At 46.4% G+C, this 14,195-nt stretch carries 13 protein-coding genes; 4 read left to right on the forward strand and 9 right to left on the reverse strand.

Annotation, left to right across the window (positions count from 1 at the left end; all coding sequences use genetic code 11):
* Positions 1 to 82: 82 nt before the first annotated feature.
* Both ACYVGR_RS25385 and ACYVGR_RS25390 read left to right on the forward strand, forming a co-directional pair.
* Positions 83 to 760: a response regulator transcription factor gene (locus ACYVGR_RS25385; protein WP_460962052.1), complete on the forward strand. Its 678-nt coding sequence runs from the start codon at positions 83 to 85 to the stop codon at positions 758 to 760.
* Positions 757 to 2,022 (forward strand): sensor histidine kinase, encoded by a 1,266-nt coding sequence (locus tag ACYVGR_RS25390; RefSeq protein ID WP_460962054.1) that lies wholly within the window; start codon positions 757 to 759, stop codon positions 2,020 to 2,022. Before ACYVGR_RS25385 ends, ACYVGR_RS25390 begins: the two co-directional genes overlap by 4 nt.
* Before the next feature lie 77 nt (positions 2,023 to 2,099).
* Here ACYVGR_RS25390 and ACYVGR_RS25395 read toward each other — a convergent pair whose 3' ends face one another.
* The 7 genes from ACYVGR_RS25395 to rsmA all read right to left on the reverse strand — a co-directional run bounded on the left by ACYVGR_RS25395 (position 2,100) and on the right by rsmA (position 8,032).
* Positions 2,100 to 2,885: a DUF2490 domain-containing protein gene (locus ACYVGR_RS25395; RefSeq protein ID WP_460962056.1), complete on the reverse strand. Its 786-nt coding sequence runs from the start codon at positions 2,883 to 2,885 to the stop codon at positions 2,100 to 2,102.
* 224 nt (positions 2,886 to 3,109) lie between these two features.
* Entirely contained in the window at positions 3,110 to 3,667 is a 558-nt protein-coding gene (locus ACYVGR_RS25400; RefSeq protein WP_460962059.1) for a GNAT family N-acetyltransferase, read from the reverse strand.
* 201 nt (positions 3,668 to 3,868) lie between these two features.
* Positions 3,869 to 4,186: a DUF3817 domain-containing protein gene (locus tag ACYVGR_RS25405; RefSeq protein WP_182460896.1), complete on the reverse strand. Its 318-nt coding sequence runs from the start codon at positions 4,184 to 4,186 to the stop codon at positions 3,869 to 3,871.
* A 126-nt stretch (positions 4,187 to 4,312) separates the two neighbouring features.
* Complete coding sequence (locus tag ACYVGR_RS25410) at positions 4,313 to 4,777, reverse strand: hypothetical protein (RefSeq protein WP_460962061.1); 465 nt, start codon at positions 4,775 to 4,777, stop codon at positions 4,313 to 4,315.
* Positions 4,778 to 4,887: 110 nt separating this feature from the next.
* The gene (locus tag ACYVGR_RS25415; protein ID WP_460962063.1) at positions 4,888 to 5,802 is read right to left on the reverse strand and encodes an AraC family transcriptional regulator; all 915 of its coding nucleotides are present in this window, start codon (positions 5,800 to 5,802) and stop codon (positions 4,888 to 4,890) included.
* 15 nt (positions 5,803 to 5,817) lie between these two features.
* Positions 5,818 to 7,170, reverse strand: a complete 1,353-nt coding sequence (mgtE, locus tag ACYVGR_RS25420) for a magnesium transporter (RefSeq protein ID WP_460962065.1) — start codon at positions 7,168 to 7,170, stop codon at positions 5,818 to 5,820.
* Between the two features lie 61 nt (positions 7,171 to 7,231).
* A complete protein-coding gene (rsmA, locus tag ACYVGR_RS25425) occupies positions 7,232 to 8,032 on the reverse strand; it encodes a 16S rRNA (adenine(1518)-N(6)/adenine(1519)-N(6))-dimethyltransferase RsmA (RefSeq protein WP_460962436.1) in 801 nt (266 codons plus the stop codon).
* A 303-nt stretch (positions 8,033 to 8,335) separates the two neighbouring features.
* On the opposite strand from rsmA, the gene ACYVGR_RS25430 reads away from it, so the two are divergent.
* Positions 8,336 to 9,571, forward strand: a complete 1,236-nt coding sequence (locus tag ACYVGR_RS25430) for a multidrug effflux MFS transporter (RefSeq protein WP_460962067.1) — start codon at positions 8,336 to 8,338, stop codon at positions 9,569 to 9,571.
* 78 nt (positions 9,572 to 9,649) lie between these two features.
* The gene (locus ACYVGR_RS25435) at positions 9,650 to 13,024 is read left to right on the forward strand and encodes a DEAD/DEAH box helicase (RefSeq protein ID WP_460962070.1); all 3,375 of its coding nucleotides are present in this window, start codon (positions 9,650 to 9,652) and stop codon (positions 13,022 to 13,024) included.
* An 83-nt stretch (positions 13,025 to 13,107) separates the two neighbouring features.
* Here ACYVGR_RS25435 and ACYVGR_RS25440 read toward each other — a convergent pair whose 3' ends face one another.
* Together ACYVGR_RS25440 and ACYVGR_RS25445 are read right to left on the reverse strand one after the other, a co-directional pair.
* Positions 13,108 to 13,518 (reverse strand): antitoxin YezG family protein, encoded by a 411-nt coding sequence (locus ACYVGR_RS25440; protein WP_460962072.1) that lies wholly within the window; start codon positions 13,516 to 13,518, stop codon positions 13,108 to 13,110.
* Positions 13,519 to 13,582: 64 nt separating this feature from the next.
* Positions 13,583 to 14,038, reverse strand: a complete 456-nt coding sequence (locus ACYVGR_RS25445; protein ID WP_460962074.1) for a YybH family protein — start codon at positions 14,036 to 14,038, stop codon at positions 13,583 to 13,585.
* Positions 14,039 to 14,195 lie beyond the last annotated feature (157 nt).

Below are 14,195 nucleotides of genomic sequence, written 5' to 3' on the forward strand. Positions count from 1 at the left end.
AGGAGACGCAAAGGGTTGCGTCTCTACAGAATCTTTCCAACATTGCGGCCTATTTTAGCGCTCTATTAGCGCAGACAACGTCATGAAAGTATTGGTCGTAGAAGATGAACAGGGGTTAGCAGAAAGCATCACCGATTACATGGTGAAGGATGGATACATCTGCGAAACAGCAGCTACGTTTCGGGATGCCGAAGAAAAAATTCATCTCTATACCTACGATTGCGTGATTGTTGATCTGACGTTGCCCGATGGCAATGGATTTCAGATTATCGAAACGCTGAAACGGCTTATTGCGACAACAGGCGTCATCATTATATCGGCCCGTAATGCACTGGAAGACAAACTAAAAGGCCTCGAAATAGGCTCCGATGATTACCTGACCAAGCCCTTCCATTTGTCGGAGTTGAATGCTCGTGTTAAATCGCTGCTTCGTCGGCGGCAGTTTGGTGGGCACACCGAAATTCGGTTTCAGGAAATCGTAGTGGTGCCCCATACCCGCAAAGTATTCGTCAATGGGCAGCTCACAACACTGTCGCGAAAGGAGTATGATTTACTACTTTATTTCCTGTCGAATGTGGATGTAGCCCTCACTAAAGCTTCCATTGCGGAGCACCTTTGGGGCGATAATATCGACTCCGCCGATTCGTTCGATATGGTGTATTCGCACATCAAAAATCTACGCCGGAAATTGCTGGAAAAAGGAGCTGCCGATTACGTACAATCCATCTACGGAATCGGCTATAAATTTAGTCAGCCTTGAAACTGCTTACCAAAACTAACCAGATTTACCTGACGTTTTCGCTGGTTATTTATCTGCTGACCGCGCTGGCCTTTTACCAGATTATCCGGCTCCTTATTTACGATGAGGTCGAAAGTCGGTTAAAAGTCGAACGGCGGGATTTTGAAACCTATGTCCGCAAACACAATGCCTGGACGAGTGCGCCGTATTTTGTTGAGAATAAGATTGAGGTAATACCCGTTAGCAAACGTGTCCCCATTCGGGAAGCCTTTAAAGACACACTTATTGAAAATCGCTACGATGGCGAACTAATTCCGTTCCGGCAATTGACCTTCTACGAACCGATTCACGGCATTATTCACCGCGTATCTATCCGTAAGTCTCTAATTCAGACCTATCGGCTAATCGAAGTGATTAGTGTTGCAATGGTACTTTTTCTGGGTTTACTGTTGCTTGGCATGTTCTGGTTTCAACGTAAACTCTCTGGCCGACTCTGGCTTCCGTTTTACGGTACGTTGGCGCGCATCAAGCAATTTGATCTCAACAACGATACATCTCTGCAATTGAGTAAGTCAGAAATTACGGAGTTCAATGAGCTGAACGATGTGTTGCAAAAAATGGCAGCGAAGATGCAGCAGGATTATCAAAGTCTGAAAGAATTTACTGAAAATGCATCGCATGAGATGCAAACGCCCCTAGCTCTCATTAACGCCAAAGTGGAGCAACTCATTCAGACCGAACAACTCACCGAAACCCAAACGAACTGGATTGAGTCAATTTATCAGGCATCCCGACGCATTTCTCGGTTGAATCAGGGATTACTCCTTTTGGCTAAAATTGAGAATCGGCAGTTTAGTGATACGCAATCAGTCGATTTATCGGCACTCTTGACAGAAAAACTAACCGACATGGAAGAGGTCCTGTCGTTCAAGCAGTTGTCAATAAACCTACAAACAACTGCGCCCTTTGCCGTCCAGCTTCCAGCTTCTCTGGCAGATAGCCTGGTCACGAATCTGGTTAATAATGCCATCAAACATAACCAGCCCAACGGTCGAATCGAGCTAACATCGACCGCCGATCAGTTGTGTTTAAGTAATACAGGAGGGCAATTGATCTCAGACCCCGAACGGTTATTCGAGCGCTTCAAAAAAGAAAGTACTGGGCCCGATTCGGTAGGCTTAGGGCTGGCCATTGTCCGGCAAATCTGCGACAGTTACGGCCTGCATATTGCGTACCGGGAAACGGGCGGCATCCATGAATTCTGTATTTCCCGAATAGTTTAATTTTTCTCTGACAGGATTTACAGGATTATTTTGACCCTTCAATCCTGTTTATCCTGTAAATCCTGTCAGAGAAAAAATCAATCAGGCTGCGACGGTAGTTTCTCGGAGTTTTTACTGCGCTTCAATCGGTAGGTCAGCCCAACTACGATATTGTTCTTACCCGTGGCCAGCTGCGGGGTAAATACTCCACTTTCAAACGTGGCCGGATTGTAATTGGTCTGGTTTATAAGTCCCAATTGTATAATCCAGCGTTGATCGAACTGGTAGCCCACACCTGCATACAATCGATTCCGCTCAAACGTTGGTCCTAGCGGATTAACGAAGATTTCGTCGTACAAAGACAGGAAGGCTGTTTTATCCGTAATTGTCCGATTATTAAGGGGCACGAACATATTCAGCCGATACCGAATTCGGTTGCGGTAGGGTGTTGTACCGTCACGATACGTAAACCACCGCTGCTCAATACGATACCGATGTTCAAACTTAAGTCGGGTCAGGTATTGATTGATGATGAGCTGTTCCCAAATACGCTTTTCGGTATTGAGCGGACCAGCTGAGAGATCCTGATAATCATAGGTGGCATAACGCCCACCGGCTACCATCAGCGAGAAATTTTTATCAAGGTCGTAACTAACGCCAGCCTTCAGTTCATTGTAAAAATATTGACTGAACGTACCATTACTACGGGCTTGCAATTCGGCAAAACCGCCCCATTTTTTATCTCCACCGGGCAACTGAACCGTGGCAATCAGCCAGCTTCCTAACGGAGTTGCTGGCGTAAGAGATGTTTGTGCAAGTGTACGACTAATCGTGACAACAAAGAAATTGATTACCAGACAAAAAGCTAAAGAACGGCGAATCACAAGTTCAAGAATTACGTAGGGTACTCGTAAGTAAAATCACTTACAAAAGTACAGGCAATTAAGCACGCATTACCTTGCCGACTTCATTCTTAACAATTTGATAATTTTACCAATCGCCGTTTACCTCAGTGGGAACCTCAACCGTAAACTTGTACTCTTTCGATTTAAGGATTAGCCTTTTGTGTGAACTTAAGCCTATTAGGTGCCATAGGCCATTAGTTACGTTATTTATCAAGTTTCTTTTTGATTTCTAGTTGAGTAATGGGAATTGGCACGGGTGGGTTTGTCTGATAAGGTTGGAGTGGTAACTGAAACCAGGACACACTATGCCACGCCCCCAGCTTGTAGCCAATATTCGTATACGTCCCAATGTGTTCGAAGTCGAATGAACGATGAAATGATTCGCTTTTGTGATTAGGCAACGTAATACCCGCATAGGCATTGTAATAGCCTTGCCGACGTAATAAATCAAATAACGTATTATAAAGCTGACGAGCAATCCCTTTTCGGTGACGGTCAGGATGCACATACACCGATGTCTCGACGGACCATTGATACGCGGCTCGGTCCCGGTGCTTCGACGCATAGGCATACCCTAGTAATCGCCCGTCGATTTCAGCTACCAGATAAGGAAATTGCTGCTGAATGGCTTGAACACGTTCGGTAAACTCAGCAACAGTTGGTATGTCATATTCAAACGTAATGGTCGATCCTGTAATAAAAGGCGCATAAATAGCCAGAATAGCGGGCACATCGGCTGATGTAGCAAAACGAATGATCATAGTTCAGGCAAGATAAGAAAAGCTGACCCTTCTACGAATACCTGCTCGCTAATCTAGTACTCGTCCAATTTAGTTTCTATAGATTCTCGGGGCCGCCCGCGCGGTTGATCCTATCGTCTTTGATTATCAGAACAATAGGGGCAACCGCGCGGGCGGCCCCGAGAATCTATAGAATCCCCCAGAATCTATTTTGCCAAAGCACTAGTCAGCCGATGGCTCTATTTTGCTCAATATTTTCTTGTCGATGTAGAACGTACCAAAGGGAACCATACAGGCAAGCAGCACTTTCCAGGTCGTCGTTTTAAACTTCCATCGGTATTCGACTCCCACGCTTAGCGTATTGAACACAAATAGAAGAAATAACACGCCATGAACGGGACCAATTGCTTTTACGAGTGTTGGATCGCCCAGCAGGTGTTTCGCAGGAACGGCAATACCAATCAGTACGAGTAACGAAATGCCTTCTAAAAGACCAATGAGTCGAAGCCGACCGATGTTTGTTGTGAGGAAATTTTTCATGGTTATTGGAAACCGGCGGACCGGCAGATTTTTATGATTGGTACGTTTCTCTGTCATCTCGACGCAAGGAGAGATCTCGAATTGCCGCCTTAAGATCTCTCCTTGCGTCGAGATGACAGAAAATAATTAATATACTCGTAAATAAGGCCGATTAGCCAGCGGTGAAAATGGCCAGGGAATGGCAATAAAGATGATGAATAACGCAATTGAAAACCAGATCAGCATCGTTCTGAACTTCTCCTGATCGGTTGGTCTGCGTTTGGCCAGAGCCGAACCAATGGTCAGAACAATCACCGAAACAAGCATTAATAGCATGTGCACAAGTCCGAAAAAGGCGGTATCGATATGCGCAATCGTGTTCTTAAAATCATGCCAGAAATAGCTAACAATCGGGCTCTTGCTGTACAAAATAACGCCAATTGTCAATTGCAAATGAGCAATAGTAGCCGTCCAGTGGCGAACCGAATTATCCGTTTTCGAAAACACCGCCTGAGTTGTGAATCCTTTGTATGCCCTGAAGATGGCATAGAACAGACTTAGTAAAACCAGCCATCGAAAAATTGAATGAACAACAAGTAGAGACAAATACATTTTCTAAAACCAGTACATCGGCCTGTTTATCAGGTCAATCAATCCAATAAAAAGAGTGCTGCAAAGGTCTCTACCATCATTAAATCAAGCTAGGACTAACAACGCGACTTCTAGGACATTTCAATCATCTTGCGAAACGCTTTGGGCGTTACACCTTCGTATTTTTTGAACAGACGACTAAAGTATGATGAATCGAAAAGACCGACTTCGGCAGCTATTTCACTGATTGACAACGTACTCTGATAAAGCAGCACTTTGGCTTCCAGTACAATGGTTTCATCGATCCATTTGGTGGGTGATTTTCCAGTAATTGCCCTGACTGCCTTATTCAGATGGTTTGGCGTAATATTCAACTCGGATGCATAGTCCGTTACCCGATGACTGGTCCTGATTCGATCAACCAATAACTCCCGAAACCGATTCGTAATACTCACGGCGTTGGTCTGCATATTGACCGACACGGGCTTGTACACCCGATTCACTTCGCACAACATCGCGATAAAATAGGATTGGATAATGTCCAGATTGGCTAACCCGTTTTCCGAATAAGCGAGTAGTATCCGTTTAAGGAGCCGACGGACAAACTTGGCCGTTTGTTTATCCAGATGAATACGCGGATTACCCCAAACCCGCAAAAATTCGAAGTCTTTTAGCAGTTCATTTTTGCCAAACTTCCCAATAATGAAGTCATTATGAAAGTTGCACAGATAACCGTGATTTTGATCAACATTATTGAACGAATACACCTGACCGGCTGGCACAACCAAACACTCGTTTTTGTAAATGGTGTAGGTTTCACTCCCAATCGTCATCACCGCTTCGCCATCGGTGAGGAAAATAAACGTGTGCGTTGTTGAGCGAATCGGCGGAACAGGAAGCTTTATCAGACGAATGAGTTTTTCAACTTCTACGATGAAGAACTTCCCAAAATCAAGTTTCAAAATAGCATCCAGTTTCTGTTCAGGCTGCATATAGGCATCCCGAAACGTTTCTGTGCTATAGGTCCGGATTTTACTTTTCGACACCTGCAGTAATAACAATCACACCTCTGTTAGTAACAATTGTGCAATCAGGAAATAAACACCAATGCCAATCAAATCATTGGCCGTTGTGATAAAGGGCCCCGAAGCTACTGCTGGATTGATTCCGATTCGATTGAGCAGCAAGGGCGTAACCGTACCCATAAATGACGCCAGTAATACCACGGCAAGCAATGACGTGGCCACAACGAAAAACAGACGCGGTTCGCCAATGATGAAGGTGTACGTACCAGCAATCAGGCCTACAACCAGACCATTGATAATCGCGACCAGCAGGGTTCGGAGCAATCGCTTGGCCATTGTCATACTCAGGCCCGTTGTATCGGTAAGGCTTTGCAAAATAAGCGAAGACGTTTGAATGCCCACGTTACCTCCCGTCGACCCAATAATTGGAATAAACGCAGCCAGAGCCGCTACTTTCCCCAATTCGCTCTGAAATCCGTTGATAACCGTTGCTGCCAGCAAGCTCCCAACGGCCCCGGCAACTAACCAGGGAAGCTGCACTTTAGAACGCTGCCAGACACTATCATCTTCTTCTATTTCGCCCGACAAACCCGAAATTACCTGAATATCTTCTTCGGCCTGTTCAGTAATTACGTCGACGACGTCATCGATGGTAATCCGGCCAAGCAACCGCTGCTGCACATTTACAACCGGAATGGCATCCAGGTCATATTTCTGCATCAACTCAGCTACTTCGGCAACTGGTCGATAGGTTTCGACAAACACCACATCTTCGTCGTAGAGGTCGGCAATCTTAGCATTTTTCCGGGCCAGCACGATTTTTTTGAGCGATATCAGCCCAAGGAGTTTACCCACTTCATCGACCACATAGACGGCATACACATTTTCGACGTCTTCGGCTTGCTGGCGGATTTCTTCAATGCAGGCGTTGACAGTCAGGTTGACACTGATTTTGATCAACTCCTTCTGCATCAAGCTACCCGCAACACCATCTTCATAATGCAGCAAATCCAGAATAAAGCGGGCCTGTTCACGATCTTCCAGAAAGCCGATAACCTCTTCCCGCACCTGAATGGGCTGCTCATTCAGCAAATCCACGGCATCATCCGAATCCATCTGGTTGATGAACGGAGCCAGTTCTTCCGACGTAAACAGTTTGAGCAAATTAGTGCGTACGGTCGGGTCGCTATTGGCCAGAATTTCGGCGCCGACGGATTTATCCAGCAGTCCTAACAGGTAGCGTGCCGATTCAGGCTCCAGTTCGTCCAGAATCCCCGAAATATCAGCCGGATACAACTCCTCCATCTCAGTCCGAAGCAGCGTTTCATCCCTCGTTTCAATAGCCGACTGAATATGATCGAGATAGTCTTTGGTGAGTTCGAAAGTCACGGTTTTAATAAGTGAAAGAGTGAATGAGCGAAAGGGTGATGGCCAAGCGTTCGTCGCTCTTTCACTCTTCCGCTCTTTCACTCATTAATTGTGTTAGTTCCACAAACTGAGCCACACTCAATTGCTCGGCGCGTTTATCCATGAATGGACTGGCAAGAGCGGCTTCTGTCGGGTTTAGGGGTTTCAGGGCATTTCGAAGCGTTTTCCGGCGCTGACTGAACCCATGTTTCACCACTTGCGTGAATTTTCGCACATCGCAGCCCAGATCGGTGACCGCATTTCGCCGAAGCGAAATGACGCCCGAATGAACTTTGGGAGGTGGATTAAACACGTCCGGGTCGACCGTGAATTCATATTTGATGTCATACCAGGCTTGTAGCAATACGCTCAAAATGCCATAATCCTTGTTACCCGGTCCCGACGCCACGCGCTGTGCCACTTCGCGCTGAAACATACCCACCACTTCGGGTACCCGATCGCGCATGTCCAGTATTTTGAAAAGAATCTGGGTCGAAATGTTGTAGGGGAAGTTGCCGATTACGGCAAACAACTCGGTATTATCAGGCTGTTTGGTCGGGAGTAAATCAGGTCGAATATTCAGAAAATCGGCGGGTAGAATATGCCCATCGAGTGCGGGAAAATGCTGTTTCAGGTAATCTACCGACTCACGGTCAATTTCAATCACATAGGTCTCAAAACGGGTATCGTTCAGGACAAACTGCGTCAGAACGCCCATACCCGGTCCAATTTCGAGGACTTTTTTATATTCACCATGCCCGGTCAGCAGTTCAGCAATGCGTTGAGCAATACTCAGATCTTTCAGAAAATGCTGGCCGAGTTCTTTTTTGGGTTTGACGTACATCTGTGGCTTGTTTTCGAGCGGCTCGGCGTTCCGACGGTTCGGCACTCCGACAGTTCGGCGTTCTGGTACAAAGGTACGGCCATCTCTACCAAAAATGTAGCTGAAGTAGTGCAATTGTATCTCAATTAATCTTCTGTTAAAACATGTTTGGGCACGCAGCAGCGAAAGCTATTTCCCTTCTGAATTACACCACATTACCTCAAAATACTAGTATTCATACATGTACTAACCAATGGAGTTACACCTACGTGGAACAATCGCTCTCAATTGAGCGTCTCTATAAGTGTACCATTCTCAGAGTTTATGACTCGCCGTCAGCATTTTGTTATTATCCTGATTTTAGGGACACTCTCTACTATCAGCCCATTCTCTATTGATATGTATTTGCCGGGCTTTCCGGCTATTGCCAAAGATCTTCACACCTCCATTTCGCAGGTTCAGCTGTCGCTGACGGCTTATTTAGTGGGCATTTCGGTTGGACAACTTCTGTATGGGCCTTTGTTGGATCGGTTTGGCAGAAAACTACCGCTTTATGCCGGTCTGGCCATTTATCTCCTGGCCTCAATTGGTTGCGCCTTAAGCACTACGATTGATATGCTGATTATGATGCGCCTTTTCCAGGCATTGGGCGGATGTGTTGGCCTGGTGGCGGCTCAGGCATTAGTGCGCGATCTATTCCCAGTCAATCAGATTGCTCAGGTTTTTTCGCTGCTTACGCTGGTGATCGCCGTTTCGCCAATGATTGCTCCAACCGTTGGCGGATATGCTACTATTGCGCTGGGGTGGCATTCGATCTTCCTGATTCTGGCCGTCATAACAGGGCTCATTCTGGTCGGTGTGTACTTTGTCCTACCTGACGGTAAAGCGCCCGATACAGCTCTGTCTCTTCAACCGAAAGCGGTACTGGGAAGCTTTTTTACCGTATTGAAACAACCCCAATTTCTGATCTACGCGCTGGTAGGTGGTCTGGCAACCTCCGCCCCTTTCGCGTTTTTGGCGGGTTCGTCCGATGTGTTCATGAATATTTACCACGTAAACGAACAGGAATACGGCTGGATTTTCGCCGTTCTATCCGTTGCCGTGATTGCGCCAACCCAATTGAACCGATTTTTCCTGAAACGATTCACCAGCGAACAAATCATTTTCGCCACGCTGCGGTATCAAACCGTCGTTGGGCTTTTGCTGGTGTTTGGAACCTGGGCGGGCTGGTATGGGCAATATGGACTGATGGTGATGTTATTTCTCTTCCTATGCGGCCAGGGAATTACGGGTCCCAATGCATCGGCACTTTCGCTGGCTCCGTTTGTCCGACATGCCGGAAGTGCAGCGGCCCTGATGGGCAGCTTCCGTATGGGCATTGGTGCCTGCGTATCGGCGGCAGTGAGTGTGCTGCACAACAACACCGCTCTTCCGATGGTAGGTGTGATGCTGACGGTTGTAGTTAGCGGATTGCTGGTTCTGCTGATTGGCCAACGAGTCGTACAGCACCGAAGTCGGCACGAAGATGTTAATGAACCTATGGCAGAGGTTATGTTATGAGTTTATTCTCACCGGGTTGAAACCCGGTGAGAATGAAAATTATCCAAGATTATTTTATGAAAGCCAATACCCCGCGCCATGCACGATCATGCCGATAGCTTTGACCCTGATCACGACTATTGGTTAACAGGCATCATAATCCCTACGCTGACCGATAGCCTCTTGGCCAAACATAGCGCAGGCTACAATTCTTTCTCCGATGGGTATATTGATATTCAGCCGCAGGAAATTGCTGTCAATCAAGGGCTATTTACGAGTACGTCTCGGCTAACCTACTTCCCCATCGTGACGGTTCAGCAGTTCGACCAATCGGTATGGGTTTCCTGCATGTGTGATGCGCCAAAAGATAAACTGTGCGAACACCAGGTACGGGTTTTATCGAGCTTGCTTAGGCGCAGGGAGTTCCGCATTTTCTTCGATCAGGCCCTTCGGCACGACGCAATTAAAGCGGTTGCCAAAGATTATGGTCTGGAAAATGAAGAACAACTGGATGATTTTTTCGACATACATTATCAGAATAAAACGCTAAGTATCAAGCCCAAACAAAGAGAACTCATTCCACTATCGCAGGCAGATAAAGATGTTCTTATTACCAGCCTTTTGCAAAAAAAAACGCATCTGGGACCAGCCGTTGATAAGCCTATTTCGAGTCTGAAACGAATTCTGGTTTTTACGAAACACCGCTACTATAATCAGTTCTGTCTGGAGCTGTTTGAAGCTGCTACAGCGCGAGATGGTCGAATCAAGAATCCATTAGCCTCTGTTCAACCCTTCGAAGTGTTACCGAAAGTAGATAATCTGAACGACGTAAAATTCTATTCGGCCGTTGCCAAATTCCAGAATCAGCACCGTATTAAACAAGAAGAAACGGACTTGGAGAGCTTACGTTTAGTAGCCTCGAATCCGGCAAAACTGGCCGTTTTTTATCACTCGAGTAGTATTTCAGAAAATATTACGGCCCATTCGCTTACACCCGTCAAGCTCACCACTCTGAAGACTAAACTAGCCTTACTAGTTCGGCAGGTAGATCACTTCTACGAGATTTCGGGATCGCTGACCATTGATGGTGGAACCTACGAACTTCACATGCTAACCCTTAAATACGATTATTTCATTTTACTCGATGATACGCTCCATTTAATCGGAAATCCTGATTATCTGCGCGTTATCCAGTTTTTTACGAAGCGGAATAGTAAGATCATTCTTCACCAGTCAAAATACGAAGCTTTTCAACAGGAGGTTCTGGTTAAACTGGAAGATCAGATTCAGATCAATTATGCGTATCTGAAACCGGCAACGCCAGCTCAGTTGATCGAAAAAGGATTTAATCAGGTTCGGGAGCGACTCATTTACCTCGAAGACACGGAAAACTACGTCGTATTGACGCCTGTCATGAAATACGGCCCTGTTGAAGTACCCGTACTATCGACCCGACAAATTCACGCTGTCGATAGCAAAGGGAAACCATTCACGGTAAAGCGCGATGAAGCTGCTGAAATTCAGTTCACGCTGGCAGTAGTAGCGCAGCACCCTGATTTTCAGGACCAGCTTCACCAAAACCAGTTTTTTCTGCACAAAAAACATATGCTCGAAGAAGGCTGGTTTCTCGATGCCTTCGAAGCCTGGCGGACTCAGGATATTCAAATCAGAGGCTTTAATACTCTCAGGAACAACAAACTCAATCCAAACAAAGGGAAAGTTTCGGTTATTGTTAGTAGTGGTCTGAACTGGTTCGAAACTTCACTGGGATTATCGTACGGGAAGCAGCAGGTGACACTGAAAAACCTGCACAAAGCCATAAAGAACAAGAGCCGGTTTGTTACCCTCGACGACGGAACGCAGGGCCTGTTACCTACTGAATGGCTCGACCGATTTACTGCCTATTTCCAGGCGGGGGAAGTTGTTGACGAACGTATCCGAACACCGAAAGTTAGCTTTGCGAGCATTGGTGAATTGTATGCCGAAGAGCAGTTGATGAATGACGTAAAAGATCAACTGGCTTTGTTTACGAAAGGCTTCGCCGACTTTAAAGCGATCAAGCCTGTCGCCGTTCCCAAAGAGCTGAATGCTAAGCTCCGGGACTATCAGAAAGAGGGGCTGAATTGGCTGAACTTTCTGGACGATCTTGGTTTTGGAGGGTGCCTGGCCGATGATATGGGACTCGGAAAAACGCTTCAGGTTATCGCTTTTATGCTGCTCTTACGCGAGAAGAAAAAGGCTATGACCAATTTAGTCATTGTACCCACCTCGCTCCTGTTCAACTGGCAGGCCGAAGTGGCCAAATTTGCTCCAACCCTGAAAATTCATACATTTTATGGTGCCGATCGCGCGTTGACGAAAAAGGAGTTTGGCCAGTACGACATTATTTTAACGTCTTACGGCACCCTCCTGTCTGAGATCCGATTTTTAAAAGAATACCTGTTCAATTACATCTTCCTGGACGAATCGCAGGCGATCAAAAACCCGGAGTCGCAACGTTACCAGGCAGCGCGATTGTTGCAGTCTCGCAATAAGCTTGTGCTGACGGGAACGCCCATCGAAAACCACACATTCGATTTATACGGCCAACTATCCTTTGCCTGTCCGGGTCTTTTGGGGAGCTACAACCATTTCAGGGCTCACTACTCTACGCCCATCGATAAGTTTGGTGACAGCAGTCGCGCCCGCGAACTCCAGAAAAAAATCAATCCGTTCATCCTCCGTCGAACCAAGGCACAGGTGGCAACCGAGCTACCCGATAAAACAGAGATGATTCTCCATTGCGACATGGGCGTGGACCAGCGGAGTGTGTATGATGCCTACGAACGTGAGTTTCGGAACTTCTTACTGACGACCAAGGAAGGAGATATTCCCAGAGATCGTCTGCATGTGTTACAGGGTCTGACCAAACTACGGCAGATTTGTAACTCGCCCGTGCTGTTGAACGACGATGAATTTTACGGTGATCCATCCGCCAAAATCGATGTGCTGATGGAGCAGATCGAGAATAAATCACCGAATCATAAAATCCTGGTTTTCTCCCAATTCGTGTCCATGCTCGACTTGATTAGAAACGAGCTGGCGAAGCGCCAGATTGGTTTCGAGTATCTTACGGGGAAAACGCGTAATCGGGCTGCCATCGTTGATCGGTTCCAGACGGATGAGTCTATACGTGTATTTCTGATCAGCCTGAAAGCGGGGGGTACGGGCCTTAACCTAACGCAAGCCGACTATGTATACTTGGTTGATCCTTGGTGGAATCCAGCCGTTGAGAATCAGGCTATCGACCGGAGCTATCGCCTTGGGCAGAAGAAAAATGTAGTCGCCGTTCGGCTAATCTGCCCCAACACGATTGAAGAAAAGATTTTGTTACTCCAGGAATCGAAAGAGAAACTAGCTGGCAATCTGATCAAGACCGACGCGGCCATTGCTAAATCGTTGTCCAGAAAGGATTTATTGAATTTACTGAGCTAGTTTTTCTGACAGGATTTACAGGATTCACAAGATTTTTTTGCTGTGTTACATCTTGTGAATCCTGTAAATCCTGTCAGAAAACACTACTCGTCCATTGGCTCAATCGGGCCGTATTTAGCTTCACGGATCGCGATCCACTCGCGGGCTGTACCGCCCTTTGAAAAATGGTCATCTTCGTCCTGAATTTCCTGATCCCAGCTAAACTCAGTCGAGAATTGGCCTTGAGCTGTCAGATCAATTTGAAGCCGATTCGCGGGCGGAAGACCTTCCGTTTTTCGATGCAGGTATAATTCCTGAACGGCTTCGACCAATTCATCCGGGAAATCGGTCGGCAAAGGCTCTGCTTCACCAGTTGGCGTCAGGTAAGTACCTTCAAATTCAATATCTTGTCCATTCGACAAAATCTGAACATTCAGTCGGACAATAGTCCATTCGTCGGGAATAATGCTGCTGATACCATCAGTCAGCACATCGTAAATTTCATTGGTAGTCATGCGTATACTATAAGGCGCTTACGCGCTAAATCGTTCGCAGCTTTACCGCCCAATCAACCGCCTATTAGTTTTTCACCTGAACAGGCAGGTCTTCCAGTTGCGCGTAACTCAGTTTCCAGCTATTATCGCTCCCTTTTTTCCAAAGCAAAATATAGTTGCCTTCGCCGTACGCATGTGGATCTTTCGGATTCAATGGCAGTACATCAACAGAAAATGTACCCGCTTCGTACGCAATTTTGCTATCCGATTCCGAGCTTACCACATTGGTTTTCAGGTCGGTCAGCGTGGGCAACGTTTCGCGCACCCATTTGTCGGCAACTTCTGCTTTCCCTTTAAAGTGCGTACTACCTTGCAGGAAATGGGCATCATCGGCCAAAAGCGAGATTATTTTGGTTGAGTCTTTATCGTTCCAGGCGTTGATAAACTGGCGATTAAGATCCTGAATATTAACCGTATCGGTCGATTGCGAACAGGACGCAAGAAGGGTGGCCGCGACTAAAATGCGGATGGATGTGTTCATGACATAACGTTTTAGAAGTGAATGATAAAAAGGGTGTTGCCGTAAATGGAGATTCTATAGATTCTCATCGATTCTACTGAAATCAATAGAATCCTGATTTACGGCAACACAGGTACTAGTGCTTTGGCAAACTAGATTCTAGGGGATTCTATAGATT

It is taken from the genome of Spirosoma litoris (assembly GCF_054776755.1).